The organism is Pseudomonas wayambapalatensis, from assembly GCF_049942315.1.
Classification (GTDB): Bacteria; Pseudomonadota; Gammaproteobacteria; order Pseudomonadales; family Pseudomonadaceae; genus Aquipseudomonas; species Aquipseudomonas wayambapalatensis.
In genome coordinates, this window is record NZ_JBNFMU010000176.1 from 48,053 (window position 1) to 74,959 (window position 26,907).

At 64.1% G+C, this 26,907-nt stretch carries 27 protein-coding genes and 2 pseudogenes; 7 read left to right on the forward strand and 22 right to left on the reverse strand.

What is annotated here, in order from left to right; genetic code table 11:
• Positions 1-5 precede the first annotated feature (5 nt).
• Together rnt and pyrC are read right to left on the reverse strand one after the other, a co-directional pair.
• Complete coding sequence (gene rnt / locus ACPZMI_RS12470) at positions 6-680, reverse strand: ribonuclease T (protein ID WP_186668520.1); 675 nt, start codon at positions 678-680, stop codon at positions 6-8.
• The gene (pyrC, locus tag ACPZMI_RS12475) at positions 677-1,723 is read right to left on the reverse strand and encodes a dihydroorotase (protein WP_426352329.1); all 1,047 of its coding nucleotides are present in this window, start codon (positions 1,721-1,723) and stop codon (positions 677-679) included. Before pyrC ends, rnt begins: the two co-directional genes overlap by 4 nt.
• Positions 1,724-1,853: 130 nt before the next feature.
• Between pyrC and ACPZMI_RS12480 the strand changes: the two genes are divergently transcribed.
• On the forward strand, positions 1,854-2,846 hold the full coding sequence (locus ACPZMI_RS12480; RefSeq protein ID WP_426352330.1) for a flagellar protein MotY: 993 nt from the start codon (positions 1,854-1,856) through the stop codon (positions 2,844-2,846).
• Positions 2,847-2,974: 128 nt separating this feature from the next.
• Positions 2,975-4,192 (forward strand): argininosuccinate synthase, encoded by a 1,218-nt coding sequence (locus ACPZMI_RS12485; RefSeq protein WP_054891789.1) that lies wholly within the window; start codon positions 2,975-2,977, stop codon positions 4,190-4,192.
• Positions 4,193-4,254: 62 nt separating this feature from the next.
• Here the strand turns inward: ACPZMI_RS12485 and ACPZMI_RS12490 are convergent, their stop codons facing one another.
• Positions 4,255-4,689, reverse strand: coding sequence for a hypothetical protein (locus tag ACPZMI_RS12490; protein ID WP_186668514.1), 435 nt, complete (start codon positions 4,687-4,689; stop codon positions 4,255-4,257).
• A 376-nt stretch (positions 4,690-5,065) separates the two neighbouring features.
• Here ACPZMI_RS12490 and ACPZMI_RS12495 point away from each other — a divergent pair, with 376 nt between their 5' ends.
• The gene (locus tag ACPZMI_RS12495) at positions 5,066-5,692 is read left to right on the forward strand and encodes a response regulator transcription factor (RefSeq protein ID WP_186668512.1); all 627 of its coding nucleotides are present in this window, start codon (positions 5,066-5,068) and stop codon (positions 5,690-5,692) included.
• Between the two features lie 39 nt (positions 5,693-5,731).
• Here the strand turns inward: ACPZMI_RS12495 and ACPZMI_RS12500 are convergent, their stop codons facing one another.
• From ACPZMI_RS12500 to metG, 8 genes and pseudogenes are all read right to left on the reverse strand, one after another.
• Positions 5,732-5,902: a PA3496 family putative envelope integrity protein gene (locus ACPZMI_RS12500; RefSeq protein WP_186668510.1), complete on the reverse strand. Its 171-nt coding sequence runs from the start codon at positions 5,900-5,902 to the stop codon at positions 5,732-5,734.
• A gap of 104 nt (positions 5,903-6,006) precedes the next feature.
• The gene (gene nth, locus ACPZMI_RS12505) at positions 6,007-6,645 is read right to left on the reverse strand and encodes an endonuclease III (RefSeq protein ID WP_186720712.1); all 639 of its coding nucleotides are present in this window, start codon (positions 6,643-6,645) and stop codon (positions 6,007-6,009) included.
• Positions 6,646-6,649: 4 nt separating this feature from the next.
• Positions 6,650-7,171, reverse strand: coding sequence for an Rnf-Nqr domain containing protein (locus ACPZMI_RS12510; protein WP_186668506.1), 522 nt, complete (start codon positions 7,169-7,171; stop codon positions 6,650-6,652).
• Entirely contained in the window at positions 7,164-7,766 is a 603-nt protein-coding gene (locus ACPZMI_RS12515) for an RnfABCDGE type electron transport complex subunit G (protein ID WP_426352331.1), read from the reverse strand. Before ACPZMI_RS12515 ends, ACPZMI_RS12510 begins: the two co-directional genes overlap by 8 nt.
• Complete coding sequence (locus tag ACPZMI_RS12520; protein ID WP_426352332.1) at positions 7,763-8,734, reverse strand: RnfABCDGE type electron transport complex subunit D; 972 nt, start codon at positions 8,732-8,734, stop codon at positions 7,763-7,765. The genes ACPZMI_RS12515 and ACPZMI_RS12520 overlap by 4 nt, the downstream gene beginning before the upstream one ends.
• A 4-nt stretch (positions 8,735-8,738) precedes the next feature.
• A pseudogene (locus ACPZMI_RS12525) lies at positions 8,739-9,500 on the reverse strand (RnfABCDGE type electron transport complex subunit B); the annotation flags it as partial.
• Positions 9,497-10,030 (reverse strand): Rnf-Nqr domain containing protein, encoded by a 534-nt coding sequence (locus tag ACPZMI_RS12530; protein WP_426352333.1) that lies wholly within the window; start codon positions 10,028-10,030, stop codon positions 9,497-9,499. The pseudogene ACPZMI_RS12525 and the gene ACPZMI_RS12530, both read right to left, overlap by 4 nt.
• A 117-nt stretch (positions 10,031-10,147) precedes the next feature.
• On the reverse strand, positions 10,148-12,187 hold the full coding sequence (gene metG / locus ACPZMI_RS12535; RefSeq protein WP_186711508.1) for a methionine--tRNA ligase: 2,040 nt from the start codon (positions 12,185-12,187) through the stop codon (positions 10,148-10,150).
• Between the two features lie 159 nt (positions 12,188-12,346).
• Between metG and apbC the strand changes: the two genes are divergently transcribed.
• Complete coding sequence (gene apbC / locus ACPZMI_RS12540; RefSeq protein WP_186668500.1) at positions 12,347-13,441, forward strand: iron-sulfur cluster carrier protein ApbC; 1,095 nt, start codon at positions 12,347-12,349, stop codon at positions 13,439-13,441.
• An 85-nt stretch (positions 13,442-13,526) separates the two neighbouring features.
• Here the strand turns inward: apbC and ACPZMI_RS12545 are convergent, their stop codons facing one another.
• Positions 13,527-13,736 (reverse strand): cold-shock protein, encoded by a 210-nt coding sequence (locus ACPZMI_RS12545; RefSeq protein ID WP_003254922.1) that lies wholly within the window; start codon positions 13,734-13,736, stop codon positions 13,527-13,529.
• Between the two features lie 325 nt (positions 13,737-14,061).
• Between ACPZMI_RS12545 and dcd the strand changes: the two genes are divergently transcribed.
• Together dcd and ACPZMI_RS12555 are read left to right on the forward strand one after the other, a co-directional pair.
• Positions 14,062-14,628, forward strand: a complete 567-nt coding sequence (gene dcd, locus ACPZMI_RS12550) for a dCTP deaminase (RefSeq protein ID WP_003258001.1) — start codon at positions 14,062-14,064, stop codon at positions 14,626-14,628.
• A 96-nt stretch (positions 14,629-14,724) separates the two neighbouring features.
• Positions 14,725-14,961 carry a hypothetical protein gene (locus ACPZMI_RS12555; protein ID WP_054891778.1) on the forward strand — a complete coding sequence of 79 codons (237 nt, stop codon included), beginning with the start codon at positions 14,725-14,727 and terminating at the stop codon, positions 14,959-14,961.
• Here the strand turns inward: ACPZMI_RS12555 and pdeM are convergent, their stop codons facing one another.
• The 10 genes from pdeM to ACPZMI_RS12605 form a co-directional block, all read right to left on the reverse strand.
• Positions 14,962-15,618, reverse strand: coding sequence for a ligase-associated DNA damage response endonuclease PdeM (gene pdeM, locus ACPZMI_RS12560; protein ID WP_426352334.1), 657 nt, complete (start codon positions 15,616-15,618; stop codon positions 14,962-14,964).
• A 2-nt stretch (positions 15,619-15,620) separates the two neighbouring features.
• Positions 15,621-18,107, reverse strand: coding sequence for a ligase-associated DNA damage response DEXH box helicase (locus ACPZMI_RS12565; RefSeq protein WP_426352335.1), 2,487 nt, complete (start codon positions 18,105-18,107; stop codon positions 15,621-15,623).
• Positions 18,108-18,175: 68 nt separating this feature from the next.
• Positions 18,176-19,291, reverse strand: a complete 1,116-nt coding sequence (locus ACPZMI_RS12570) for a succinylglutamate desuccinylase/aspartoacylase family protein (RefSeq protein WP_426352336.1) — start codon at positions 19,289-19,291, stop codon at positions 18,176-18,178.
• A gap of 105 nt (positions 19,292-19,396) precedes the next feature.
• Entirely contained in the window at positions 19,397-21,061 is a 1,665-nt protein-coding gene (locus ACPZMI_RS12575) for an ATP-dependent DNA ligase (protein ID WP_426352337.1), read from the reverse strand.
• A complete protein-coding gene (locus ACPZMI_RS12580; protein WP_426352338.1) occupies positions 21,058-22,074 on the reverse strand; it encodes a ligase-associated DNA damage response exonuclease in 1,017 nt (338 codons plus the stop codon). The genes ACPZMI_RS12575 and ACPZMI_RS12580 overlap by 4 nt, the downstream gene beginning before the upstream one ends.
• A gap of 107 nt (positions 22,075-22,181) precedes the next feature.
• Entirely contained in the window at positions 22,182-24,620 is a 2,439-nt protein-coding gene (locus tag ACPZMI_RS12585; protein WP_426352339.1) for a penicillin acylase family protein, read from the reverse strand.
• Between the two features lie 102 nt (positions 24,621-24,722).
• Entirely contained in the window at positions 24,723-24,926 is a 204-nt protein-coding gene (locus tag ACPZMI_RS12590) for an SEC-C metal-binding domain-containing protein (protein ID WP_186668487.1), read from the reverse strand.
• A gap of 6 nt (positions 24,927-24,932) precedes the next feature.
• Positions 24,933-25,409, reverse strand: coding sequence for an LEA/WHy family protein (locus ACPZMI_RS12595; RefSeq protein WP_186720726.1), 477 nt, complete (start codon positions 25,407-25,409; stop codon positions 24,933-24,935).
• Complete coding sequence (locus ACPZMI_RS12600) at positions 25,409-25,888, reverse strand: YchJ family protein (RefSeq protein ID WP_186720728.1); 480 nt, start codon at positions 25,886-25,888, stop codon at positions 25,409-25,411. The genes ACPZMI_RS12595 and ACPZMI_RS12600 overlap by 1 nt, the downstream gene beginning before the upstream one ends.
• 4 nt (positions 25,889-25,892) lie before the next feature.
• Complete coding sequence (locus ACPZMI_RS12605) at positions 25,893-26,387, reverse strand: DUF6231 family protein (protein ID WP_426352340.1); 495 nt, start codon at positions 26,385-26,387, stop codon at positions 25,893-25,895.
• A 160-nt stretch (positions 26,388-26,547) separates the two neighbouring features.
• Between ACPZMI_RS12605 and ACPZMI_RS12610 the strand changes: the two are divergent.
• Positions 26,548-26,907 (forward strand): annotated as a pseudogene (locus tag ACPZMI_RS12610) (OmpA family protein); the annotation flags it as partial.

Sequence of the window (26,907 nt, forward strand, 5' to 3'; positions counted from 1 at the left end):
TCGACTCAGTCGTTGAAGTCGCGCCAGCCGCCCATCTCTTTCCAGCGGTTGACGATCCCGCAGAACAGCTCGGCGGTCTTCTCGGTGTCGTAACGTGCCGAATGCGCCTCGCGCCCATCGAAGTCGATATCGGCACTCTGGCAGGCCCGCGCCAGTACGGTCTGACCATAGGCCAGCCCCGCCAGCGTCGCGGTGTCGAAGCTGGAGAACGGGTGGAAGGGGTTGCGCTTGAGATCGTTGCGCGCCACCGCGGCGTTGAGGAAGCCCAAGTCGAAGCTGCTGTTATGGCCGACCAGGATCGCCCGCTTGCAGCCATTGGCCTTGAGCGCTTTGCGCACGCCGCGGAAGATATCGGTGAGCGCGCTTTCTTCGCTCACGGCCATGCGCAGCGGGTGGTCCAGCTTGATGCCGGTGAATTCCAGCGCCGCCGCTTCGATATTCGCGCCTTCGAAAGGCTCGACACGGTAGAAGTAGGTGTGTTCCGGGAACAGGAAGCCCTTCTCGTCCATGCCGATGGTGACGGCGGCGATTTCCAGCAGCGCGTCGGTGGCGCTGTTGAAGCCGCCGGTCTCGACGTCCACGACCACCGGCAGGTAGCCACGGAAGCGCTCGGCCATCGGGTGGCGCGAGCTGCTGCCTACCTGACCGTCCTGGTCGTCATCGTAAAGGTCTTCGCTCACGCGTTGTCCTCCAGCAGGCGCCAGCGCAGCGTTTCGCCAGCTCGCAGCGGAACCACGGTGGTGTCGCCGAACGGCAGGCTCGCCGGGGCGGTCCAGTCCTCGCGCACCAGGGTGATGGTGTCGGCGTTTGCCGGCAGGCCGTAGAACGCCGGGCCATGCAGGCTGGCGAAACCTTCCAGCTTGTCCAGGGCATTACGCTGTTCGAAGGCTTCGGCGTACAGCTCGATCGCCGCGTAGGCGGTGTAGCAGCCTGCGCAGCCGCATGCAGCTTCCTTGGCGTGCTTGGCGTGTGGCGCCGAGTCGGTGCCGAGGAAGAACTTCGGATTGCCACTGGTGGCCGCGTCCAGCAATGCCACCTGGTGGGTGTTGCGCTTGAGGATCGGCAGGCAATAGAAGTGTGGGCGAATACCGCCGACCAGCATGTGGTTGCGGTTGTACAGCAGGTGCTGGGCGGTGATGGTTGCACCGACGTGGGCTGGCGCCTCGGTGACGAACTGCGCGGCATCGCTGGTGGTGATGTGCTCGAACACCACCTTGAGTGTCGGGAAGCGTTCGACCAGGCGACGCATGTGCTCGTCGATGAAACGCTTTTCGCGGTCGAACACGTCGATCTCCGAGCGCGTCACTTCACCGTGGACCAGCAGCGGCAGGCCAGTCTCGGCCAGTGCCTCGATCGCCGGGAAAATGTTGTCGATGCTGGTCACGCCCGAGTCGGAGTTGGTCGTGGCACCGGCCGGATAAAGCTTGGCGGCATAGACGATGCCGCTGGCCTTGGCTGCGCGGATGTCCTCGGGGCTGGTACGGTCGGTCAGGTACAGCACCATCAGCGGCTCGAAGCGACTGCCGGCCGGACGGGCGGCGAGGATGCGCTGGCGGTAGGCGTCGGCTTCAGTGGCGTTGCGTACCGGTGGAACCAGGTTGGGCATGATGATGGCGCGGGCGAAGGTGCGCGCCACGTCGCCGACGGTATGTTGCAGCACAGCACCATCGCGCAGATGGATGTGCCAGTCGTCGGGACGCAGGAGGGTCAGGCGATCGGACATTGGGGTTTCCAGGCGGTTCGAACTCAGGCGTCAATGCTACCGGAAAACCCAGTGGGCAGCACGGCTATCAAGTTTTCCGACGAGCGTCCGATAGCCTGCAGGTAAGCCGTCAGAATCTGTGGAGCCGCCCGTGCGCCAGCGTTACCTACTCCTGTTCAGCCTGTGTGCCAGCCTGCCGGCTGGGGCACTCACCTTCCAGACCCGCATGGAGAACATCGCCTGGAAGGTCGAGGGCGATCAGTTCGAGTGTCGGCTGATCCAGCCGATCGACGGCTTCGGCAGCGGTGAGTTCGTGCGTCGTGCAGGCGAGCAGCCAGTCTTCCAGCTGCGCTCGGACAGCAATGCGTTGGGCGCAGGTTCCGCAACGCTGCTGGCCGCCGCTGCCCCATGGCAGCCCGGGCGTGGCGACATCAACCTGGGTGCGGTGCGCATGAGCCGCAATGGCGTGCTGTTCAGCTCTTCGCAGGGCCAGGCCAGCCGGCTGATCAATGGCCTGCTGGACGGTCGCAGTACGGTGGTGCGCAACTATGCCGGCGAGGGCGGGCGGCCGATGGAGGTGCATGTACTGCCGGTGAGTTTCGCCAAGGCCTATAGCGATTACCAAGTGTGTGCCGCGAAACTGCTGCCGATGAACTATGACCAGATTCGCCAGACCCAGGTGCCGTTCCCCGGCACCGGTTTCGATCTGGACAGTGCGGCCCGTGCGCGTCTGGACGTGATCCTCGACTACCTGAAGGCCGATCCTACGGTCAATCACATCGAACTCGACGGCCATTCCGACAACAGCGGTAATCGCCTGACCAACCGCGATGCCTCGCGGCGTCGTGCGTTGGCGGTGGCTGAGTACCTCAAGGCCCATGGCGTGCCGGACGAGCAGATCACCGTGCGCTTCCACGGTGAGCGCTATCCCTTGGCCAAGAACAACACGGCCGCCAACCGGGCGCGCAACCGTCGGGTGAACATTCAGCTCGACCGCGTCACACCGATCGAGAAGCCCGTGGAGAAACCTCACGATGCGGCGCCCACCGCCCCGGCCCAGCCTGCAGCACACGCGCCTGCGGCGCCGGTGCCGACGACTCAGCCTCCGCCCCCGGCATTGCCAGCGGGCGCGAAGAAAGCCTGAGTGCGGCGACGGGTCGCGCTCACGACATTTCCTGTCGCTTTGTCATCACAAGCTGTCGCCCCACTGTAAATTCTTCACCGAGGTCGGTAGAATCGACGGCTTTCCGTACAACCCCGTGGAGTGATGGCATGGCGGACGTAAAAAAGGTCGTATTGGCGTATTCCGGCGGCCTTGATACTTCGGTGATTCTCAAGTGGCTGCAAGACACCTACAACTGCGAAGTGGTGACCTTCACCGCTGACCTGGGCCAGGGCGAAGAGGTCGAGCCGGCCCGTGCCAAGGCGCAGGCAATGGGCGTCAAGGAAATCTACATCGACGATCTGCGCGAAGAGTTCGTGCGAGACTTCGTCTTCCCGATGTTCCGCGCCAACACCGTGTATGAAGGTGAGTACCTGCTGGGTACTTCCATCGCTCGTCCGCTGATCGCCAAGCGCCTGATCGAAATCGCCAACGAAACCGGCGCCGATGCCATTTCCCATGGTGCCACCGGTAAAGGTAACGACCAGGTCCGCTTCGAGCTCGGCGCCTACGCGCTCAAGCCAGGGGTCAAGGTCATCGCACCATGGCGCGAGTGGGACCTGCTGTCCCGCGAGAAGCTGATGGACTACGCCGAGAAGCACGGTATCCCGATCGAGCGCCACGGCAAGAAGAAGTCGCCCTACTCGATGGACGCCAACCTGCTGCACATCTCCTATGAAGGTGGTGTCCTGGAAGATACCTGGACCGAACACGAGGAAGACATGTGGCGTTGGAGCGTCTCTCCGGAGAACGCGCCTGACCAGGCCACCTACATCGAGCTGACCTATCGCAACGGTGACATCGTCGCCATCGACGGCGTCGAGAAGACCCCAGCCACCGTGCTGGCAGATCTCAACCGCATCGGTGGTGCCAACGGCATCGGTCGCCTGGACATCGTCGAGAACCGCTACGTCGGCATGAAGTCGCGCGGCTGCTACGAGACGCCTGGCGGCACCATCATGCTGCGTGCCCACCGCGCCATCGAGTCGATCACTCTGGACCGCGAAGTCGCTCACCTGAAGGATGAGCTGATGCCCAAGTACGCCAGTCTGATCTACACCGGCTACTGGTGGAGCCCTGAGCGTCTGATGCTGCAGCAGATGATCGACGCTTCGCAGACCAATGTGAACGGTGTCGTACGCCTGAAGCTGTACAAGGGCAATGTTACCGTGGTGGGCCGCAAGTCGGATGACTCGCTGTTCGACGCCAACATCGCGACCTTCGAGGAAGACGGCGGCGCCTACAACCAGGCGGACGCCGCAGGCTTCATCAAACTCAACGCACTGCGCATGCGCATTGCCGCCAACAAGGGCCGTTCGCTGCTCTGAGTGTCGGTATGTGGTGAGAAACCCGGTCATTGTTGGCCGGGTTTTTTTTTGCGTTCCTGTACCTACAGCGCAACCTTTTCTCCTTTCTTGATGGCCCGCACCGACAGCTGAATGCAGGAGTGGGCGCTCAGGTTGTAGAGCGTCCAGCGGCGCTCGCGCTGCGGGGGTTGAATCAACTCGGGCAGGATCTGGGTTTCGATGGCTTGGCGCACATCCTGCCCTGGCAGAGTGATGACCGTGGCTGCTTCGCTGTCGCCACGATCGTCGAGTGGCGGGTGTATGGCCCTGTGTTCCGGAATGTAGAGCGATTCGCAGTTGAAGTTGAGGGTCAGGAAGAACAGGACGGTCAGAAAGAAGGGGAACCCCATTAGAAACCAGGTGTAAATGGCCTGGCTCTCTGGATTCAGGAACGGTAGCGAGGCGAGCGCCGACGCTTCGATGATGCTAGCGAAGATGGCGATAATTCCCAAGGGTGTGATCTTTGCGGGACTGTTCATGGCATTCGATCTCCTGGCGTTAGCGCATCTGTATCGCTTCTGGCGCCCCGTGGAAAATGTCTGCTGTTTCCTCACCAGTAAAGTATTCCCGCTTATATGGCGGGTGATAAATGTTTCTTTATCAAAAGATAGAAATATCCCACCGCTTTGAAGCGCTATCCCCACCTGCTGCTTTCCCGGTTCATGCTAGCTTTCACGAGCATCTGGTCGAACGGATGGACATCGATTCGAGTCACGCAATGAATGTAGGAAGTTTCTATTAACGATGTAAGTTTCATCTTTGAATGCCCTCTGTCAGGGAATGGCTGCGCCATTACGCTATTGGCTCGGTTATCTTGGCGCGTCACAACTAGAATAATGGATCAATGGATATCCCATGAATAAAGTACTTATCGTGGATGATCATCCGGTCATTCGCTTGGCCGTACGTATGTTGATGGAGCGGCATGGATATGAAGTGGTGGCGGAAACGGACAATGGGGTGGATGCGCTGCAACTGACTCGAGAGTGTTTGCCGGATATCGTGGTGCTCGATATCGGCATACCCAAACTCGACGGGCTTGAAGTGATCGCGCGCATGACTGCTGCCAGTCCCGGCAGCAAGGTGCTGGTTCTGACATCGCAGGCGCCGGGGCATTTTTCCATGCGTTGCATGCAGGCCGGCGCCGCAGGTTATGTGTGCAAACAGCAGGAACTGACCGAGCTGCTCAGTGCAATAAAGGCCGTGCTGTCGGGCTACAGCTACTTTCCCAACCAGGCGTTGCACAAGACCCGCAGTGGTGTCAGTGGCGGCAGTGAGACGGAGATGGTCGAACGCCTTTCGGGACGCGAAATGATGGTGTTGCAACAGCTGGCGAGGGGACGTACGAACAAGGAGATCGCTGACAGCATGTTTCTCAGCAACAAGACGGTCAGCACCTACAAGACCCGGCTGTTACTCAAACTCAATGCTCGGTCACTGGTCGACCTGATCGAGCTGGCCCAGCGTCATGGCTTGGCCTGAAACACAAAAGCCTCCTTTGCGGGAGGCTTTTTCGCAGGGCTACAGGTCGTAATCGAAATCAGCCAGCTGCCGTTGCAGGCGCCGCTCTTCCAACAGATTGTCGATGGTGCGGCGCTTGCTGAGGTTGGTCTTTGCAGGTTCTACCTGAGGTTCGTCTTCGTCCTGCGCAGGGAAGTCGTCTTCGATTAGCTCGTCTTTATCGGTGCTCATGTGTCACTCCAAGCCAAAGGGCCATTGGCCGTCCTTATAGCGAGAATCACGGAGTCGGTAAAAAAGATTTTTTCAATCGAATTGGTTGATTTTTCGCTATTGCCTCAATCGTCAGAGGTCTTGCCCCTGTACTCGCACAAGTCTTCGATCCTGCAGCTGCCGCAGCGTGGCTTGCGGGCCTGGCAGACATAGCGGCCGTGGAGGATGAGCCAGTGGTGGGCGTCGAGCAGGTAATCCCTTGGTACGAATTTCAGCAGCTTCCTCTCGACCTCCAGTACCGTCTTGCCCGGCGCGATGCCGGTGCGATTGCTGACGCGGAAGATGTGCGTATCGACCGCCATGGCCAGTTGGCGGAAGGCTGTATTGAGCACCACGTTCGCCGTTTTGCGCCCCACGCCGGGCAGTGCTTCGAGTGCTTCCCGGGTTTGCGGGACTTCGCTGCCGTGTTGCTCTATCAGCAAGCGGCAGGTCTCGATGACGTTCTTCGCCTTGCTGTTGTAAAGGCCGATGGTCTTGATGTATTCGCTCAAACCCTCAACCCCCAGGGCATAAATAGCCTCGGGCGTATTGGCGATAGGGTAGAGCCGCGCGGTCGCCTTGTTGACGCTGACATCCGTTGCCTGTGCGGAAAGGATGACGGCGATCAGCAATTCGAAGGGCGTGGTATAGGCCAGTTCGGTTTTGGGTTCAGGATTGTCTTCGTGCAGCCTGCGGAAGATCTCCAGGCGTTTGGCGGCATTCATGGGGTCAAAGCGTTCCTTGACGGCTTGAGGTGGCAGGGGCCGGACGCAGGCGATTGTACAAGGCCAGGAGCAGGCCGAGCAGTATCAATGCGCCGGGTGCCAGGTTCGCCAGGTGGATGCCGGCACTCTGTCCCAGCCATTGGCGGCAGGCGCCCAGTATCAGGCACAGGCCCGTCAGGCCAAGCAGGTGCCGGATGAGCGCCGACCAGCGTCCAGGGTGCGGTGCCAGCGCATCCACCGCGAGGCAGTGCAGGCTCAGCAGGGCAGGGTAATGGCCGAGGCTCAGGGCAAGGGGCAGGGCCCAGGCGTTCAGGCCCAATTGCAGGCAGCTCGCCAGGGCGGCGGCGAGTATCAGGCTGACGATAATCCGCGGCGCGCCGATCATGCGGTGCAGAGGTCGCATCAGCGCCTGGTGGCCGAGTACCAGCAACAGGGCGGACAATCCGATTGCCAGCGCGTTCGCCAGGGTCTGGGTGGCGCCCAGCAGGGGAGCCAGGGCACTGCCCAGGAGCCAGAATCTATTCATCGCTGGTGTGCTCCAACAGGCTGCTGCGCTGTGCATCGAAGTAGCGCAGAGCGTCCTGCAAGGCCGCCATTACTGCGCGTGAGGTGACGGTGGCACCTGCCAACTGGTCGAAGTCGCCCTTATCGCGCTTCAGCGCCCAGTTGGCCGCTGCGCCCTGCCGGTCGAATTGCTCAAGCCAGTGGCTCGCGGGGTCGCCAAGTTGACCGCCAAGCCCTGGGCTTTCTTCCTGCATCAGCACCCGGGTAGCGATCAGGCGGCCATTGGGATCGATGGCGATCGACAGCATTATGGGCCCCGCATACCCCTGGATCTGGCTGCGCAGCACGATGGCACTGGTCGTGCCGGCGAGGGTTGCGCGGTAGCCGCCCAGTAGCTGACTGTGCTGCAGTTGAGCGCTGGCGATGGGCAGAGGCGCTTGCAGGGGAGCGTTGTCGTACCGTTGCGGGGGCAGCACCGCGAGCCATTGTTGTTCTTGCAGCTCTCGTGCGGCATCGGCAATGGGGGCCGCGGTCCACTGCCGCCAGGCCAGGGTGGCGGCAACGGCCAGGAAAGTGAGCAAGGCAAGCAAGAGCAGGTCGCGCACTCTGGCGTTCATGAGGCGAGTGCCTGGCGTCGGGCTGCAATGCGATCGAGCGCCGGTGCTCCCAGGTTCATCAGCAGCACTGCGAAGGCCGTGCCGTCCGGGTAGTTGCCCCAAGTGCGAATCAAGTAGATCAGCAATCCGCAGCCGATGCCGAATAGCAGACGGGCCAGCGGCAGGCGAGGGCCGGACACCGGCTCGGTGGCGATGAAGAAGGCTGCAAGCATGGTCGATCCGCTGAACAGGTGCAGCAACGGTGAGCCGTGGGAGTCCGACCCTGAACCGTTCCAGCACAGCAGGCTGACGACCAGCAACGCACCCAACAGTCCCGCTGGGGCATGCCAGCTGAATACGCGACGCTGCAGCAGGAACACGCCGCCCAGCAGGAACGCTAGATTGATCCATTCGCTGGCGCGCCCACCTAGGTTACCGAAGCCTGAGTTACTGGCGAACAGCTCGTCGAGGGTCAGGCTGCGGTTGTGGCGCAGCACGTCGAGTACCGTGGGGCGGGCCCAGGCATCGATCTGCGTGCCGTGGCCGAACACCAGGCTCAGGCTGTCGGTCAGGTCGAGGTGGCCCGCCTGCCAGTGGGTCATCTGCAGCGGGAAACTCAGCAGCACGAAGGCGTATCCAAGCATGGCCGGGTTGAAGGGATTGCGGCCGACACCGCCGAATACGTGCTTGCCCAAGGTGATCGCCACCAGCGCAGCGGTTATCGGCAGCCACCAGGGCGCCAGTGCGGGCAGGGCGATTGCCAGTAGCACGGCGCTGACCAGGGCGCTGCCATCGCTGAGGAAGGGGCGTATTGGCTGACCACGCAGATACAGCGAGAGCGATTCGCAGGTCAGTGCTGTTGCGCTGCACAGCAGCAGGTTGAACAGCACGCCCCAACCCTGCAGCCAGAGCAGGCACAACAGGCCGGGAACACAGGCCAGCAGCACAAGGCCCATGGCGTTGCGCTGTCGGCGATCAGGCGCCTGCATGGCCCGGTCCGGCCAGCAGAACGTCCAGCTGTTGCTGCGCTTCTTGCGCTGCCGCCTCCAGTCGCTGGATTTGCGCAAGCTGTGTCTGGTCCGCTGTCGCGCCCAGGGCGCTACGTGCAGCGTTCAACTGCGCGCGGCTCATCGCCGCCGCGACCTTGGCCCGCTTCAGTGCGCTTTCCTGGGCAGTCCCTGGGGCGTCGGTGCTGCGCTGAGCCCGGGCTTGGCGCTCGGCCTGGCGTCGTGTCTCTTCGCGCTGCAGACGTGCGGCTCGTTGCTCGTGGCGCAGTCGTGCCTGATTGCGACGATGGCTGCGCGCGATCAGGTGCTCGGCGGTCTGCGCCAGCCCGCCAACGATCGGCACCAGGTTGTCCGGCAGTGGCAGCAGCTCGATGCAATCGACCGGGCAGGGCGCCAGGCACAGGTCGCAGCCGGTGCATTCGCTGGCGATCACGGTATGCATCAGCTTGCTGGCGCCAACGATGGCATCTACCGGGCAGGCCTGTATGCACTTGGTGCAGCCGATGCACTCGGCTTCGCGGATGAAGGCGACCTGCGCAGGCGCTGCACGGCGCTCGGGGTCCGGGGCGATCACTGGCACCAGCAGCAGTTGGGCCAGGGCGGCAATGGTTTCGCTGCCGCCAGGCGGGCATTTGTTGATCGCTTCGCCCGCCGCCAGGCCTTCTGCGTAAGGCCGGCAGCCTGCGTGATCGCATTTGCCACACTGGGTCTGCGGTAGCAGGGCGTCGATGCGTTGAATCAGGTTCATTGTGTGAACAGTCCGTTGAAGCCGGAAAAGGCCATGGCCATGATCCCGGCGCCTATCAGTTCGATCGGCAGGCCGCGAAAGGCGCGGGGCGCATCAGGATGATCGAGACGTTGGCGCAGGTCGTCGAACAGTGCCAGTGCCAGCCAGAACCCCATTCCCAGGCCCAGCGCCCAGGCGACAGTGGCGGCTGGACGGGATTGCGATGTGGCCATGTGCAACAGCAAGCCTAGCACCGCGACATTGCTCAGCAGCAGCGTTGGCAGATTCTGTGTAGGCCAATGAGGGCGCAAGCGCGTCAATGCCGTCGGGATGCCCCACGCCAGCACTGTCAGCCATGACAAGCCCAGCAGCGGTTCCAGGCCTTCGAACTGCGGCTGGCGCAGCAACAGGGCCGCGGGCACCAGCAACAGCATCGACAGTGCGCTGCTTAGGCCAAGCAGGTGCAGGCGTGCGCGGTCGGGCGTGCCGCTGTGCAGGATCAGGTGATTGACCAGCGCAGCGCTGACCAGAACCAGGACGAAATCGCTCATGGAGGTGCCGAGGGCCGGGGATGGAACGATTATCCGGCAAGGGGGCAGGCATTGGAAATGCCCAAAGAGGGGAGGCAAGCCTGGGGATCGCAGGACGATCCCCAGGGCAAGCGGGCCTTACTTGATGCGCTGACCGGGCTTGGCGCCGCTGTCCGGGCTCAGCAGGTAGATCTCTTCACCGCCAGGGCCGGCGGCCATGACCATGCCCTCGGAAACACCAAAGCGCATTTTCCGAGGCTTGAGGTTGGCCACCATCATGGTCAGACGGCCTTCGAGCTTCGAGGGGTCCGGGTACGCCGACTTGATGCCGGAGAACACGTTGCGACGCTCGTCGCCGATGTCGAGGGTGAGTTGCAGCAGCTTGTCGGCACCGGCCACGGCCTCGGCCTTGACGATCAGCGCCACGCGCAGGTCGACGGCGGCGAAGGTGTCGAACTCGATCTCGGCCGACAGCGGGTCCTTGCTCAGCTCGCCGTTGCCGGCTGGAGCCTTGGCTTCGGCGGCCAGCAGGTCTTCCTTGCTGGCGGCGACCATGGCTTCGACCTTGGCCGGCTCGATGCGGCTCATCAGGGCCTTGAACGGGTTCAGCTTGTGGTTTTCCAGGCGCGACTGCAGGTCGTTCCACTCGAGCGGTGCGACGTTGAGGAAGGCCTCGGCGTCGGCAGCCAGCACAGGAAGTACCGGCTTGAGGAAGATCACCAGTTGGCGGAACAGGTTGATACCCTGGGCGCAGATGGCCTGGACTTCATCCTGCTTGCCTTCCTGCTTGGCCAGCGACCACGGTGCCTTGTCGGCGATCCAGGCGTTGGCGCGGTCGGCCAGGGCCATGATTTCGCGCATGGCGCGGCCAAAGTCACGGGCCTCGTAGGCTTCGGCGATCGATGGTGCGGCGGCCAGGAAGGCTTCGGTCAGCTCCGGTGCGGCGTCGCCGGCAACCATCACGCCTTCGTTGCCCTTGTGGATGAAGCCTGCGCAGCGGCTGGCAATGTTGACCACCTTGCCGACCAGGTCGGAGTTGACCTTCTGCACGAAGTCCTCGAGGTTCAGGTCGAGGTCGTCGACCCCGCGGCCCAGCTTCGCGGCATAGTAATAGCGCAGGTATTCGGGCTGCAGGTGGTCGAGGTAGGTGCGCGCCTTGATGAAGGTGCCGCGCGACTTGGACATCTTCGCGCCGTTGACGGTCAGGTAGCCGTGCACGTTGACGGCGGTCGGCTTGCGGAAGCCTGCGCCTTCGAGCATGGCGGGCCAGAAGAGGGCGTGGAAGTTGACGATGTCCTTGCCGATGAAGTGGTACAGCTCGGCCTTGGAGCCTTCGTTCCAGAACGCGTCGAAGTCCAGCTCCGGGCGGCGGTCACAGAGGTTCTTGAAGCTCGCCATGTAGCCGATCGGCGCATCCAGCCAGACATAGAAGTACTTGCCCGGCTCGCCCGGAATCTCGAAGCCGAAGTACGGTGCGTCTCGGGAAATGTCCCACTCCTGCAGACCGGAATCCAGCCACTCGGCGAGTTTGTTGGCGACCGCGTCCTGCAAGGTGCCGCTGCGGGTCCACTGCTGCAGCATGGCCTGGAAGTCGGGCAGCTTGAAGAAGAAGTGCTGGGAGTCGCGCAGTACCGGCGTGGCACCGGAAATCGCCGACTTGGGGTTCTTCAGCTCGGTGGGGGCATAGGTGGCGCCGCATTTTTCGCAGTTGTCGCCGTACTGGTCCTCGGTCCCGCACTTCGGGCAGGTGCCCTTGATGAAGCGGTCGGCCAGGAACATGCCCTTCTCGGGGTCGTAGTACTGGGTCACGGAGCGATTGGCGATGTGCCCGGCTTCACGCAGGCGCGTGTAGATCAGGCTCGACAGCTCGCGGTTCTCTTCGCTGTGGGTGGAGTGGAAGTTATCGAACTCGACCAGGAAGTCGGCGAAGTCACTGCTGTGCTCGGCCTGGACGTTGGCGATCAACTGCTCGGGCGTGATGCCTTCTTTCTCTGCGCGCAGCATGATCGCCGAACCGTGGGCGTCGTCGGCGCAGACGTAGATGCACTGGTTGCCACGCATTTTCTGGAAGCGTACCCACATGTCCGTCTGGATGTACTCAAGCATATGGCCAAGATGGATGGATCCATTGGCATAGGGCAGGGCGCTGGTGACGAGAATCTGGCGTGGCTCGGACATGGTGGCTCGGCTACTTATCTGGCGACGGGTAAAAATTGAGGGTGATCGGCCACTATAAAGGGCTGGGAAATATATTTCACCCCGCAGACGCATCTGCTGACGGTTGACGGGTTAGCATAGGCGCCTGATTCACTTTTTCGGAATGCCACGGGAGTCTCCATGAGTGCCGTCACACGTGCCGCCATTGAAGGCGTGCTTCGCCAGTACACCGACCCCTACCTGAACCAGGATCCGGTCAGCGCCGGTTGCGTGCGCGCGATCGACATCCAGGACGGGCAGGTCAGCGTGCAGTTGCAACTGGGCTATGCCGCTGCACTGTTTCGAAATGGCTGGGCCCAGGTGCTGCAGACGGCGATCGAGAACCTCGAAGGCGTGACGGCAGCACAGGTGAGCATCGACACGCTGATCGCCACGCACAAGGCCCAGGCCCAGGTGCCTGCGCTGGCCAATGTGAAGAATGTCATTGCCGTGGCCTCTGGCAAGGGCGGTGTCGGCAAATCGACCACTGCCGCCAACCTGGCCTTGGCCCTGGCGCGCGAGGGCGCGCGGGTCGGTATCCTCGATGCGGACATCTACGGCCCAAGCCAGGGCGTGATGTTCGGGATCCCCGAAGGCACCCGCCCGCAGGTGCGCGAGCAGAAGTGGTTCGTGCCGATCAAGGCCCATGGCGTCGAAGTGATGTCGATGGCGTTTCTGACCGATGACAACACGCCAATGGTCTGGCGCGGCCCGATGGTTTCCGGCGCCCTGTTGCAACTGGTGACCCAGACCGCCTGGGACGACCTCGACTACCTGGTGATCGACATGCCGCCGGGCACTGGCGACATTCAACTGACCCTGGCGCAGAAGGTGCCGGTAGCCGGTTCCGTGATCGTCACTACCCCGCAGGACCTGGCGCTGCTGGATGCGAAGAAGGGGGTGGAGATGTTCCGCAAGGTCAACATCCCGGTGCTCGGTGTGGTGGAGAACATGGCGGTGCACATCTGCTCGAACTGCGGCCATGCCGAGCACCTGTTCGGTGAAGGCGGCGGTGAGAAGCTGGCGGCGCAGTATGGTGTCGAGTTGCTGGCGTCGTTGCCGTTGTCGATGCTGATTCGCGAGCAGGCCGACAGCGGCAAGCCGACTGCGATCGCCGAGCCGGAAAGCCAGATTGCCATGGTCTACCAGGAGCTGGCCCGCCAGGTGGGCGCTCGGATCGTGCTGCAGGAAGCGGCGGCGCCGGCAATGCCGAGCATTACCATCAGCGAGGATTGATCCGCTGCTGGCCGCTCCTGCATTGGGGCACAAAAAAACCCGCCGGAAGGCGGGTTTTTTTTGAAAGCGAGGAAGCTAAATCGACTTAGGCGATTTGAACTTCTTCAGCCTGCATGCCTTTCTGGCCGCGGGTAGCGACGAAAGTAACAGCCTGGCCTTCTTTCAGGGTTTTGAAGCCGTCAGCCTGGATGGCTTTGAAGTGTACGAACAGGTCGTCACCCGACTGAGGAGTGATGAAGCCGTAGCCCTTCTCATCGTTGAACCACTTAACAACACCGGATTGGCGATTGGACATGTGTCTGTCTCCTTGGACAAAGTAGATTTCGGCTCAGGAATTGCCCTGGCCGGGACTGAGTGCAAAGAGAGCGGAAAATTCAGCGATGGGCCGATCAGGATCGTGCATCAAACAGATTCTCGGTGTCACGTGCAGCACAGTGGCGCCACCTTACCCCACTTTCCGCAAGCTGCCAATGGCCAACAGCGGCTTTGATGAAATTCGGATCGACGGGTGGCCCAGCCCCCGTCCGGCGCGGGATAGGGCGCGGAACTTTAACGCGCAGGCCAGGACCGGTAAGATGCGCATCTCGTTTTTTCACCTCGTACTTTCAGGACATCCCGCCATGAGCATCAAATCGGACAAGTGGATTCGCCGCATGGCGCAGGAACACGGCATGATCGAGCCGTTCGTCGAGCGCCAGGTGCGTGGCGAACAGGACAGCCGAGTCATCTCCTTCGGCGTCTCGAGCTACGGCTACGACGTGCGCTGCGCCGATGAATTCAAGGTGTTCACCAACATCAATTCGGCCACCGTCGATCCGAAGAATTTCGACGCCGGCAGCTTCGTCGACATCAAGAGCGACGTCTGCATCATCCCGCCGAACTCCTTCGCCCTGGCCCGTACCGTCGAGTACTTCCGCATTCCACGCGATGTCCTGACCATCTGCCTGGGCAAGAGCACCTATGCCCGCTGCGGCATCATCGTCAACGTCACCCCCCTGGAGCCGGAGTGGGAGGGGCACGTCACCCTCGAGTTCTCCAACACCACCACACTGCCGGCGAAGATCTACGCCAACGAAGGCGTGGCGCAGATGCTGTTCCTGCAGTCCGATGAAGAATGCGAAGTGTCGTACAAGGATCGCGGCGGCAAATACCAGGGCCAGCGCGGCGTAACGCTGCCACGTACCTGAGCCGACGAGCCGGGGGAATTAGTTTCCCTTTTGCTACTCCAACGAGGTAAGTCCCCGGCGTGCATGACGTACGCCGGCCCTCGTCAGGAGCAGCCCATGAAACTCGATCCTGCAATCAGCGCGAAGCTGGCCGTCCTGCAGCCGAACCAGATCGGCATGATGGCCTGGACTCTGCTCGCGCACCCGCATCCGCCGACGGATTTGCACGCCGGTGGCGTCCCGCACCAGCCTGATCCCGATACCCCGCAACCCCCCGAGCCTGGCGAGCACCCGCCGATGGAGCCGGGCGAGCCGACCTTGCCCGACGAGCCGCCTCCAGCGCCAGTCGCCTGATCAGGCCGGCACTGCCCAGACCCGTTGATCGCCCACGACGAACAGGCGGGCGCCGGGCTCTGGTTGCACCGTCCAACCGCCGGTGAATTCGCCGAACGCCGGCAGCAGGCTGACCTTTGGGTGGAACATGAAGCACGCCAGGCGCAGGCGTTGGCGGCCACGACCGCGCAGCACGCACGCCGGATGGACATGGCCTGCGATCACCGGATGCTCAGGGTGAGCGCTGGTCTCGTGCTGTAGCGCGAATGGCGGCAGTAGCAACGGTTCGTCGACGACTTCGATAGCCAGCTCCTGCGGCGGATCGCCAGCATGACGGTCGTGATTGCCTCGCACCAGGACCACCCGTAACCCTGGGTGCCGTTCGCGCCATGCAGCTACACGGGCTAGGGTGGCAGGTGCTCGCGCAGTACGTGCGTGGAGAAAGTCGCCGAGCACGATCAACTGCTGGCAATCGTAATGCTGCAAGAGCGTGTCCAGGCGATCCAAGGTCGCCTGGGTAGTGCCGCGTGGCACCGGCTGGTGCAGGGCGCGGTAGCTGGCGGCCTTGCCAATGTGCAGGTCGGCAACCAGAAGGGCGCGCCGGGCTGGCCAGTAGAGCGCTTTTCCAGGTAACAGCCACAGCGTTTCGCCGCAATGTTCGATCGCCAGGTGGTGCACGTTCAGGATTTCCTCCGTTCAGTCCCCGCAAGGTCGCTCATGGTTCGGCTCGCCGCCTTTTCGAGATCCGCCACCATCCGGGCGATGCGGTCTGCCAGTTTTTCCGTGCTCAGGGTTTCGCGCATGCCCTCGACCAATAGGGCGAAGGCCAGCGGCCCGGGCCGGCGCAATGCGTGCAGATCGAGGCGCAATCCTGCCATTTTCTGCAACTGCTGATGCAGGCGCTCGATCTCCAGCTCCTCACGCAGCACCTCGTCACGCGCCTGGCCCAGCAGCAGATTGCCAGCGTCATGCTTGCGAAACACTTCGTAGAACAGACCGCTGGAGGCCTGGAGCTGGCGCGTGCTTTTCTGCGCGGCGGGATAGCCGCCGAATACCAGCCCGGCGATCTGGGCAATTTCACGAAAGCGCCGCAATGCCATCTCGCCAGCATTCAGGCTGGCCAGTACATCTTCCAGCAAATTGTCCGCAGCCAGTGCAGCGGGCAAGTGCGCGGCCCAGTCCACAGGGCTTGCTGCGAGCAGTTCGAAGCCGTAGTCATTGACCGCGATCGATACCGACAGCGGCTGCACGCGGCTGACCCGCCAGGCGATCAGGTTGGCAAGGCCCAGATTGGCCATGCGCCCGGCAAAGGGATAGAGAAACAGGTGCCAGCCCTGGCGCGAGTGCAGGGTTTCGGCCAGCAATGTGCGCTGGGTGGGCAGGGCGGACCAGCTTGCCTGAAGTGTCAGCAAGGGGCGAACGGCATGCATTTCCGCGCCTTCGTAGCGGCCGTGGGCAGCAGCATCCAGACGCTCGACCAGCGCCTGCGCCAGCTCGCTCGACAGCGGCATGCGTCCGCCATTCCAGCGTGCTACCGCTGCTTTGCGCGCGGTGCTGCGGCGCACGTAGGCGGTCATGTTCTCGACCCTTACCAGCTCCAGGATACGTCCGCCGAACAATAGCGCGTCACCGGGCTTGAGACGGGCAATGAAAGATTCCTCCACGCTGCCCAGCGACTTGCCACCGCCCCCTTTGCTCCAGTACTTCAACTGCAGGCTGGCGTCGCTGACGATGGTGCCGATACCCAGACGATGACGCCGGGCGAGGCGCTCGCTGGCCACGCGCCAGATGCCGTCGGGGTGCGCTGCGACGCGCTGATAGTCCGGGTAGGCGGTGAGCGAGCTGCCGCCATTGCGCACAAATGACAGTGCCCATTGCCATTGGCTCTCTTCGAGATCGCGAAAAGCCCAGGTGCTGCGAACCTCCTCGAACAGTTCGGCCGGTCGGAAACCACTGCCCAGCGCCATGCTGACCAGGTGCTGGACCAGCACGTCCATGCTCAGGCGCGGCGAATAGCGTGCCTCGATATGCCCGGAAGCCAGCGCCTGGCGTGCCGCGGCCGCTTCCACCAGTTCAAGGCTGTGGGTTGGTACCAGGGTCACCCGCGAGGTACGCCCAGGTGCGTGTCCAGAGCGGCCTGCCCGTTGCAGCAGGCGGGCGATGCCTTTGGCCGAGCCAATCTGCAGGACGCGTTCGACGGGCAGGAAATCCACACCCAGGTCGAGGCTTGAGGTGCAGATCACCGCCTTCAGCGTGCCCTGCTTGAGGCTGCGCTCGACCCAGTCACGGGCGTGCCGGGCAAGCGATGCGTGATGCAGAGCGATCAGTCCCGCCCACTCGGGATGCGCCTCGAGCAGGGCCTGGTACCAGAGCTCGGCCTGGGCGCGGGTGTTGGTGAACACCAGGCTGTTGGCGCTGGCCGCGATCTCGGCGCTGACCTGAGGGAGCATCTTCAGCCCCATGTGCCCGGCCCAGGGGAAGCGTTCGATCGCGCTCGGCACCAGGGTGTCGACCAGGATGCGCTTGTCCTGACGGCCTTGCACCAGTCGTCCTCCCGCGGGCAGCAAGACCTCAAGGGCGTGCGGCAAGTTGCCCAATGTGGCCGACAGCCCCCACACCACCAGTTGCGGTTGCCAGCGCCGCAGCCGGGCCAGGGCCAGTTGCAACTGCACGCCGCGCTTGTTGCCGAGCAGTTCGTGCCATTCATCGACCACCACCAGGCGCAGGCTGGCGAAGTCGGCGGCAGCCTGTTCGCGGGTGAGCAGCAGGGTGAGGCTTTCGGGAGTGGTGACCAGCGTGCTGGGCAGTCGCCGCGCCTGGCGTGCACGTTCGGCACTGGTGGTATCACCGCTGCGTACGCCGATGGTCCAGTTCAGCCCCAATTCGTCCAGCGGTGCTTGCAGCGCGCGCGCGGTATCGCTGGCCAGGGCGCGCATCGGTGTGACCCACAGCACTTGGAGTGGCGCCGGTCGGCGTACGTCGTGCAACTGTGCGAAAGCGCGCAGGGCGCCGAGCCAGACGGCGTAGGTCTTGCCGCTGCCGGTGCTGGCATGCAGCAGGCCCGACTCGCCGCGCTGGATCGCCGCCCAGACGCTGCGCTGGAAGGCGAACGGCTTCCAGTTGCGGGAGGCAAACCAGGTGCTGGCGAGGTCGGAAGGGGATGGCATCGGCGGCCGGTCTCGTCGAAGGCTGTGCTTCTACAGACCGGCCGCAAGGTGCTTTGGTTTGATCGGGATCAGTTGGCCAGCAGATAGCCGCTGCGGCAGACTTTTTCCCCTGCGACATGGGCGATCACCATGCCGGTGGTGGCCATGCGCCGGACGCTGCGGGCGTACAGCAGCCCGCCCTGGACGTTGCGGATCGGGGTCACCCGGTCGCTGAGCGGATCGATGACCTCGGCGATCAGTTGCCCAGGCTCCAGGTACTGCCCCGGTTTTGCGTGGAACACCAGCAGGCCGCCCAGCGGTGCGATCAATGGCTCCACGGCAGCCAGCGGGGTGGCGGGGTGGCGCAGCGGCGGCAATGCTGCGGGCTGACCTTCGATCACACCGCTGTGGGTGAGGAAATCGAGGATTGCCTGGCAGTCCTGGCTTGCCAGCTCGTGGTTGACGTCGGCCTGGCCGCGCAGCTCGACGGTCACCGAGAGGCTGCCCATGGGGATCGGGAAACGCTTGGCAAAACGCTGCTGCAGTTGCCACCACACCAGGCTGAAGCATTCGTCGAACGACTGCCCTCCGGAATCGGTGGCCAGCAGGCTGGCCTGGGCGCCGAGGTAGCGTGCCAGCGGCTCGACCTGGGGCCAGGCGTCGGGAGTGGTGTAGAGGTGTTCGACGGCTTCGAAATCGCAGTGCAGGTCCAGCACCATGTCGGCATCGCAGGCCAGGCGCTGCAAGGCCAGGCGCTGGGATTGCAGGGGGGTGACGGCGGGGTGGCTGTCGAGCCCGCGGCGTAGATATTCACGGATCAGCGAGAGGTTGTGTGCCGGGTCTTGCGTGAGGTGGCTTTCGATCTGGTCGCCGATGCTGTCGGATAGGTCGACGAAATTGCGATTGAAGTTTTCCCCACTCTGCAACTCGAAGCGCCCCAATGGTGCGTCCAGCAGCACCTGTTCCAGGCCCACCGGGTTGGCCACTGGCACCAGCACCACCTCGCGGCGCAGCAGGCCTTGCTGGTGCAGTTCGTTCAAGCGCCGCTTGAGGTGCCAGGCCACCAGCATGCCGGGCAATTCGTCAGCGTGCAGCGATGCCTGGATGTATACCTTGCCGCCACCGCGCGGGCCGAAATGAAAGCTGTGCAACTGGCGGCAGATGCCGGGTACGGGGGACAGCAGTTCGTGGGTCGAGTGGTGCATGGGGGGCCTGATCTGCGCTGGGTTGTGAACGTGGACGACTGGAAATAGAAGCATACACCAGGGATTTGTGCATGCGGGTGTGCGCAGAGGCGGCCACGGGCCTGGTTATACAGGGCCCAGCAAGCTCTGCAGGGTGGCCAGGTCGTCGGCCTCCTCGACCGGTTTGTCGAGCCGCCAGCGCAGCATGCGCGGGAAGCGCACGGCGATGCCGCTCTTGTGTCGCTTGGACAGGGCGATGCCTTCGAAACCCAACTCGAAGACCAGCGTCGGGGTGACGCTGCGCACCGGGCCGAAGGTGTCCACAGTGGTTTTGCGGATGATCGCATCGACCTTGCGCATCTCTTCGTCGCTCAAGCCTGAATAGGCTTTGGCGAAGGGCACCAGGTTGCGTTGCGCTGCTCCTGGTGGAGCATCCCAGACGGCGAAGGTGTAGTCGCTGTAGAGGCTGGCGCGTCGACCATGGCCGCGCTGGGCGTAGATCAGTACCGCATCGACGCTGAAGGGGTCGACCTTCCATTTCCACCACAGGCCCAGGTCCTTGGTGCGGCCGACGCCGTACAGGGCATCGCGCTTCTTCAGCATGAGCCCCTCCACCCCGAACTCGCGCGACTGCTCGCGTTGCTCGGCCAGGGCGGCCCAGTTCGGTGCCTGCAACAGGGGTGAAAGCCGCACAGGGGCCAGGGGGTGTTCGACCAGCACGCGCTCCAGTTGCCTGCGGCGCTCATGCTGTAGGCGGTTGCGCCAGTCATCGCCGTGCCATTCCAGCAGGTCGTAGGCTTGCAGCACCACCGGTGCATCGGCCAGCAGCTTGCGGCCCAGGGTCTTGCGGCCCAGGCGCTGCTGGAGCAGGGCAAAGGGCTGCACCGCCAGGGTGTCGTCGCAGATGCCAGGCTTCCATACCAGAATCTCGCCATCGAGCACGGTGCCGTCAGGCAAGGTCTCTGTCAGGCTGTGCAATTCGGGAAAACGCTCGGTGACCAGTTCCTCGCCCCGTGACCAGATCCACAACTGGCCGTCGCGCTTGACCACCTGGGCGCGGATGCCATCCCACTTCCATTCCGCCTGCCAGTCCTCGACCGGGCCGAGCAGTGTCTCGAACTGTTCCAGCGGCGCCTGCAGGGCGTGGGCGAGAAAGAACGGGTAGGGCTGGCCGCCGCGCTGGGCGTGTTCGTCGGCGGACTCGGGGGCGATCAGCTTCAGGTAGCTTTCAGCAACGGGGCGATGAGCCAGGTCGGTGTAGCCGACTAGGCGCTGGGCTACACGCTTGGCATCCAGCCCCGACAACTGCGCCAGCGCCCGGGTGACCAGCAGCTTGGAGACGCCGACACGGAAGCTGCCGGTAATCAATTTCAGGCACAGCATCAGGCTGGGGCGGTCCAGCCGTTCCCACAGTGCCGGCAAGCGCTGGCGCACCTCGTCCGCAGGTTGCCCGCGCAAGGGCAGCAGGTGCTGCTCGACCCACAGGGCCAGGCCCTCGTCGGTATCGTGTCGGTGCTGGGGCAACAGCAGGGAAATGGTCTCGGCCAGGTCGCCGACAGCCTGGTAGCTCTCTTCGAACAGCCAGTCGGGCAGGTCTGCCAACTGTGTGGCCAGCTCGCGTAGCAGACGGGTCGGCACCAGTTGGCGCGGGCGGCCTCCGGCCAGGAAGTACACCGCCCAGGCCGCATCGGCGGCGGGAGCCTTGGCGAAATAGTCGCGCAGGGCCTGCAGCTTGGCGTTGCTCGAAGTGGTGGCGTCCAGGCGCAGGTAGAGTTCGGCGAAGGCCTTCATGTGGCGCTCTCCGACGGGGGCGTGTCGTCTTCCTCGCCGTATTCGGTGGCGAAGGCCCGAGCGTCCAGGCCCTGCTCGCACAGGTAGCGCACCAGCACGCTGACCGAGCCGTGGGTGACCATTACCCGTTCGGCACCGGTTTCGCCGATTGCCCACAGCAGCCCAGGCCAGTCGGCATGGTCGGATAGGACGAAGCCGCGATCGACGCCACGCCGACGCCGGGTGCCACGCAGCAGCATCCAGCCACTGGCGAAGGCATCGCTGTAGTCGCCGAAACGACGCATCCAGCTACTGCCACCTGCCGAGGGTGGTGCCAGCACCAGGGCTTCGCGCAGCCGTGGATCGTTGCGTGGCAGATCTCCGGCGTACAGGGTGTCGGGCAGGGCGATCCCGGCTTCGCGATAGACGCGGTTGAGCGGCTCGACCGCGCCGTGCACTACGATCGGCCCTATATCTGCGTCCAGCCCGTGGAGAATGCGCTGGGCCTTGCCGAAGGCGTAGCAGAACAGCACGCTGGCCTTGCCCTGGTCACGATTGGCGCGCCACCAGGCATTGATGCCGCTGAACACCTCGGCCTGCGAGGGCCAGCGATAGATCGGCAGGCCGAAGGTGGATTCGGTGATGAAGGTGTGGCAGCGCACCGGCTCGAACGGCGCGCAGGTGCCGTCGGGCTCAACCTTGTAGTCGCCCGAGGCGACCCACACCTGGCCCTGGTATTCCAGGCGCACCTGGGCCGAGCCAAGCACATGGCCGGCAGGGTGGAAGCTCAAGGTGACACCGTGATGCTGCAGACGCTCCCCATAGGGTAGGGTCTGCAGGGCGATATCCTGGCCAAGACGGCTGCGCAGGATACCGGCGCCGGGCTCGGCGCACAGGTAATGGCCGTTGCCGGTGCGCGCATGGTCGCCGTGCCCATGGGTGATCACCGCACGGTCAACCGGGCGCCAGGGGTCGATGTAGAAGTTCCCGGGCGGGCAGTACAGCCCTTCGGGGCGGGCGATGACGAGGTCCATGGCGTTCGCGCTGGCTGGGGTTACCAGTTAGGAGCGCAGCGCTGGCCTGGAAGTTCGGATGGCGTGGTGCTGACGAGCGGCCCGGACGAGCCGCTCGGGGTTACTGCCTACTTGCCCGGCACCAGCGTCAGGCGCTGGCTGCCATAGGCGCGGGCAAAGTTCTGCGGTTGCAGCGGCAGGCTCATGAAGCGCCCCTTGAACCAGGCGTCCAGGCCGTCACCGTAGTGAGGGCTGGCCGGGTTGCCGGACTGGCCGCTGCTGGTCAGGATCTGCAGCGGTTCGGTCTGGCCGAAGTCGACGACCATGCGCGCGGAGGCCGGCAGGCTGGTTTCGAAACCGTTGCCCCAGGCGTAAGGGGTCAGGGCCAGGGTGCTGAAGTCACCGCCAGTGGCCATCGGCGCGCGGCTGAGGCTGTCGCCGAGCCCGTGGTAGCTCGGTGCGGGCCAGCGGTACTGGTGCAGCTTGCCCCATTGCCAGGCACGCCGGTCGGCGCCCATCTGGGCGACACCGGCATCCACTGCAGCGGCCAGGCTGCGGGCGAGGATGGTCGGTTTGTCTTCTTTCTGCGGCGTGGTGCGGTCATCCCAGAACGGGCTGTCTTCGCGGCCAAGCAGGTGATCGGCCTGGGCCGAGTACGACAGCCGGGCGTTGCTGACGAACGCTTGCCAGGCCGGGGAGGACTCGGGCCCGAGCTCGTCGAGGAAGGTCTGGCGGGTGACGGCCTGGAGGAACAGTTCGTACAGCGCCGCATCGGCCGAGACCGGGCTCAGGCGGCCATCGAAGGCCTTGAGCCGGGTGAGGGCTTCGCGGGCCTTGTCGCGCTGTTCGGCGGGCAGGGCATCGATGGCCTGTTTGAGCGGCTGGGCCATGCCAGGGGCGTCGAACATGCGCTTGAGCTTGTCGGCCAGCAGGGTGACCTGGTCGTTCTGCAGGGCCATCAGGCTGCGGCTGTCATGACGCCCGTTGGCGGCCAACTGGCCCAGGCGCTCGGCGCGTTCGGGGTAGTACCAGGTGCTGGACAACTGCATGCCGTAGCCCTTGGGCAGGCTACGTTGGTTGGCATGGCCGATCCAGCCGCTGGGCGGATCCTGGTCGTAGGGGTGAAGCATTGCATCGGCGAAACCGTCCCAGTCGAAGCGTCCGTCCCAGCCCGGCGAGGGCAGCAGGCCCTGGCCTTCGCGGCGATTGGGGTAGCGGCCGCTGACCTGCCAGCCGATGTGCTCGGGCTCGGCGAAGACGAAGTTCAGCGCAGCGGCGCCGATCTCGCGGGTGCTGTCGAAAGCACGTTCGATGTTGCTGGCGCGGGTAAGGTCGAACAGCGCATCGAGGCTTTTGTCGTCCTTGAGCTGCGGCAGGTGCAGGGCCAGGCCATAGCCGTTGCCGGGTTGTCCGAGCAGGGTGCCGTGGCGGGTGTCGTACAGCACTTCGCGCACCGGGCGCTGGCCGCGCACGAAGAAGGTTTCGTTGCGCGCGCGGGCCGGCTGCCACTTGCCGTCGGCCAGGTAGGTGAGTTGGCTGCCCTGGCGGCGCAGTTGCTCGAGGAACAAGTCCTGGTTGTCGGCCATCACCGCGCTGCTGCTCCAGGCCAGCTTGCCGTTGTAGCCGGCCAGCACGATCGGCAGGCCGGGCAGCGACAGGCCGGCGACCTGGTACTTGCCGGTATGGATCTGCACCGGGCTCAGCGCCCAGGCGGCGCGGCTGTCGCTGGCCAGCAGGCTCTTGCCGCTGCGGCTGCGCAGCGGGCCCAGGGCCAGGTTCGAGGAGCCGGGGCTGCCCAGCAGGTCGAGGTCGGCAAGCTTCTGGCTGGCGGCGGCGACGTCGTTCAGGCCGGGGATCTGGCTGGCCAGGTTGATGCCCTTGAGCTTGTCGGTTTCGCCCTCGGCCAGAGGCTCGTCGGGTGCGCCGGGCAGCAGCCAGGCAAGCTTGTCGCTGCCGATCTTCTGCGCCAGGGTCAGGGCCGAGAGTTCTTCCTGCAGGTTCACCGACTGGCTGAAGGCATAGAGGCTGAAGATCAGCGCCGAGTCTTCGGGTTTCCAGTATTCGGGGCGATAGCCGCTGCGGGCGAGTTCGGCCGGCAGCTTGTCGCGGTAGCGGAACAGATAGGCGTTGACCCCGCGGGCATAGACCTCGAAGAAGCGCTTCAGGCGCGGCGAGGCGTCGGCATACAGCTGGCCGGCGCTCTGCTTGAGGTTGGCCGCGCGCATCAGGCGGTCGATGTCCAGGGCTTCGCTGCCCGCGATCTCGGCCAGTCGCCCCTGGGCGAGCAGGCGCATGGCGACCATCTGTTCGATGCGGTCGCCAGCATGGACGTAGCCGAGGCTGAACAGCGCGTCATGGAAACTGCTGCTCTCGATCAGTGGTGCGCCCATGGCGTTGCGCCGTACCGAGACGTTCTGCGCCAGGCCTTTGAGCGGCTGGACGCCGGTGGTCGGTGGCACGCTGTCCTGGTAGCCGCCCATCTGGCAGCCGGCAAGCCCGAGCATGCCGAGCAGCACGGCGCTGGTGCCGAACCGAGGGCGGAAGGGAGGAAACACGGGGGCGGCCATGACGAGGGCTCCTGGGCGGCGTGGCGGGGTCGGAAAGGCGCTAAAGGTAGGGCGGCGCGCGTCGGGCTGCAAGCGGCAAACGCAGCGCCACCCGGAGCCGCGTTACGCGCCGTGGCACTTCTTGAATTTCTTCTCGCTGCCGCATGGGCATGGATCGTTGCGTCCGACGTCCTTCAGGGCGTTGCGCACCGGTTCCTGGTGGCCGTGGTTGCAGTGCGGGCCGTGCACATGGCCGTGCTCATGATCATGGTGATGATCGTGACCGTGGTTGCAGTCGGGGCCATGGACATGGGGTTGCTGGGTCATTGCGGGTTACTCCGGTTGAAAATCGCCGGGGATTATCTCACCACTGCGCGACAAGTGCAGGTCCCGTTGACTGATCAGGCCGGTATTGAGTTCGCCTTGCAGGGTGTAGTGCAGCGGATCGCCGCTTTTCAGCAGCTTGGCGAGGGGCTTGAGGTGCTGCCACAGGTTGGTGCGCGCGGTGATCTTGAAGGTACGCCGGGCATGGCCGCCGACACTGCGCCAGATACTGGTCTCGTCCTGCACCAGCAGCAGGTCGTTGAGCCGGATTGCGTACGACAGGCTGCGGATGAACAGGCGGCTGTCGTTGGGGTTGTCGATGCGCAGGTGCAGGACGAACTCCTGCTGGTGCAGGCGCGCCTTGACGGTTTCCACCCTGACCAGGTGCACCTCGGGCTCGCGCCAGTGGTTGCCGCCCCATCCCGCACAGCCCCCCAGCAAGGCCAGGGTGAGGCCGAGCAGGAGCAGGCGGGCCAGGGCATTCATCATTGATTACCGAGGTAGCTGGCGCAGCATTTCTTGAATTTCTGCCCGCTGGCACAGGGGCAGGGGTCGTTGCGTCCGGCCTTGAGCTCGACGGTCGGGTCGATGAAGTACCAGCGCCCGCCATTCTGTACGAACGCCGAGCGCTCGCGGTGCTGGTGGTCGCCCTGCTGGTCGTGCCAGCGTGCGGTGAAGGTGACGAACGCATGCTCCGGCTGCCCGCCCAGGACCTGTGCGCTTTCCACCTCCAACCCCAGCCAGGTGCTCTGTGCACTCCAGGCGGCAATGCCGGCACGGTCCAGCCCGGCCTGCTGGGCGGGAAGCGTGGTAGCTACCAGGTAATCCACCAGCCCCAGCACATAGGCGCTGTAGCGCGAGCGCATCAGTGCCTGGGCATCCGGTGCCGGGGTGCCGGCATGGTAGTGCCCGCAGCATGCGTCGAGAAGATTGCCGCTGCCGCAGGGGCAGACCGAGACACTCATGAAATCACCACCAGTACTTGCCAAAGTTTTGCGGATTCGCCCAGAACTTGGCATTGAGCCAGTCCGGGACCTGCTTGTAGTCATGTAGATCATAGGTGAACAGGCTCAGCACCTGTTCGTCGCGACGGAATTTCTCGCTGGCCGACAGCGCCAGGGCGAAGAAATCGGTGTCCTGCCAGCCACAGGCGGACAGGTCGGCCAGTACCGCGACCCTGCTGGCATTCAGATTGCGAATGCCGCCGAGCAGTTCCAGCCCACTGCGCTTGGGCAAGTGCTCGAGGCAGTCAACCAGCACCGCGAGGTCGAAACGTTGCGCTGCCAGGTCGGCAGGCAGCGGGCCTGGCCGCGCCTCTGACAGCACTACCGCCGGGTGGGCTGCGGCGAAGGCCTCCAGGGCCGGGAAACGCGTGCCGACCAATAGCAGGCGCGCGGGAGCGAAGCGCTCGAGAAGGGCCGCCAGGGCCTGTTGGGGGGTACGCTGGGAGAAACCGTCGGTCATTGCCAATCCTCGTTCAGGTCGCTCAAGACTAGCGGTCCCAGCCCTGGCGGCAAAGAGGCGCGGCGTCGCGTCGTGGCTTATTGCTGGCAGAGAGGGAATAGGCGGTCTTTACTCCCAGAGCATCGGTTTTGCACCGATCCCCCTAGGAGAAGCAACGAAAATGAGCATAGTACGCACAGCGATACCCCTGGTTCTGCTCACCAGTGTGTTGACTGGTTGTGCAGGTTTGCAAAAAACCGACTGGCCGAAGTGTGCTGCCGTCGGGGGCGTGGGAGGCGCAGCCCTGGGCGCCATCGAAAGCTCCAGTTGGGCCGGCTGGGGCGCGTTGCTCGGCGGTGGCCTGGCGGCGGGCTACTGCTGGGCCCATGGCGACGGTGACGAAGATGGCGATGGCGTGCCCGACAGCCGTGACAAGTGCCCTGGGAAAACGCGCGGGGTGTAGGTCGAGGCCCCCAGTTGTCCGCCCGCACCCGTCTCCATGGTCGAGGAAGTCTTCGTGGTCCGGAAGGAGGAAGCTCTC

Coding starts and splice junctions, on each gene's coding strand:
- nth (WP_186720712.1), bottom strand. CDS start 6,645: ATGAATGCCGCCAAACGCCTGGAGATCTTCCGCAGGCTGCACGAAGAC.
- ACPZMI_RS12530 (WP_426352333.1), bottom strand. CDS start 10,030: ATGAGCGATTTCGTCCTGGTTCTGGTCAGCGCTGCGCTGGTCAATCAC.
- metG (WP_186711508.1), bottom strand. CDS start 12,187: ATGTCCGAGCCACGCCAGATTCTCGTCACCAGCGCCCTGCCCTATGCC.
- ACPZMI_RS12515 (WP_426352331.1), bottom strand. CDS start 7,766: ATGAACGCCAGAGTGCGCGACCTGCTCTTGCTTGCCTTGCTCACTTTC.
- ACPZMI_RS12585 (WP_426352339.1), bottom strand. CDS start 24,620: ATGGCCGCCCCCGTGTTTCCTCCCTTCCGCCCTCGGTTCGGCACCAGC.
- ACPZMI_RS12490 (WP_186668514.1), bottom strand. CDS start 4,689: ATGAACAGTCCCGCAAAGATCACACCCTTGGGAATTATCGCCATCTTC.
- apbC (WP_186668500.1), top strand. CDS start 12,347: ATGAGTGCCGTCACACGTGCCGCCATTGAAGGCGTGCTTCGCCAGTAC.
- ACPZMI_RS12570 (WP_426352336.1), bottom strand. CDS start 19,291: ATGCACCACTCGACCCACGAACTGCTGTCCCCCGTACCCGGCATCTGC.
- ACPZMI_RS12595 (WP_186720726.1), bottom strand. CDS start 25,409: ATGAATGCCCTGGCCCGCCTGCTCCTGCTCGGCCTCACCCTGGCCTTG.
- ACPZMI_RS12600 (WP_186720728.1), bottom strand. CDS start 25,888: ATGAGTGTCTCGGTCTGCCCCTGCGGCAGCGGCAATCTTCTCGACGCA.
- ACPZMI_RS12580 (WP_426352338.1), bottom strand. CDS start 22,074: ATGGACCTCGTCATCGCCCGCCCCGAAGGGCTGTACTGCCCGCCCGGG.
- pyrC (WP_426352329.1), bottom strand. CDS start 1,723: ATGTCCGATCGCCTGACCCTCCTGCGTCCCGACGACTGGCACATCCAT.
- ACPZMI_RS12500 (WP_186668510.1), bottom strand. CDS start 5,902: ATGAGCACCGATAAAGACGAGCTAATCGAAGACGACTTCCCTGCGCAG.
- ACPZMI_RS12485 (WP_054891789.1), top strand. CDS start 2,975: ATGGCGGACGTAAAAAAGGTCGTATTGGCGTATTCCGGCGGCCTTGAT.
- ACPZMI_RS12495 (WP_186668512.1), top strand. CDS start 5,066: ATGAATAAAGTACTTATCGTGGATGATCATCCGGTCATTCGCTTGGCC.
- ACPZMI_RS12575 (WP_426352337.1), bottom strand. CDS start 21,061: ATGAAGGCCTTCGCCGAACTCTACCTGCGCCTGGACGCCACCACTTCG.
- ACPZMI_RS12520 (WP_426352332.1), bottom strand. CDS start 8,734: ATGCAGGCGCCTGATCGCCGACAGCGCAACGCCATGGGCCTTGTGCTG.
- ACPZMI_RS12510 (WP_186668506.1), bottom strand. CDS start 7,171: ATGAATAGATTCTGGCTCCTGGGCAGTGCCCTGGCTCCCCTGCTGGGC.
- dcd (WP_003258001.1), top strand. CDS start 14,062: ATGAGCATCAAATCGGACAAGTGGATTCGCCGCATGGCGCAGGAACAC.
- ACPZMI_RS12565 (WP_426352335.1), bottom strand. CDS start 18,107: ATGCCATCCCCTTCCGACCTCGCCAGCACCTGGTTTGCCTCCCGCAAC.
- ACPZMI_RS12605 (WP_426352340.1), bottom strand. CDS start 26,387: ATGACCGACGGTTTCTCCCAGCGTACCCCCCAACAGGCCCTGGCGGCC.
- ACPZMI_RS12555 (WP_054891778.1), top strand. CDS start 14,725: ATGAAACTCGATCCTGCAATCAGCGCGAAGCTGGCCGTCCTGCAGCCG.
- ACPZMI_RS12590 (WP_186668487.1), bottom strand. CDS start 24,926: ATGACCCAGCAACCCCATGTCCATGGCCCCGACTGCAACCACGGTCAC.
- ACPZMI_RS12545 (WP_003254922.1), bottom strand. CDS start 13,736: ATGTCCAATCGCCAATCCGGTGTTGTTAAGTGGTTCAACGATGAGAAG.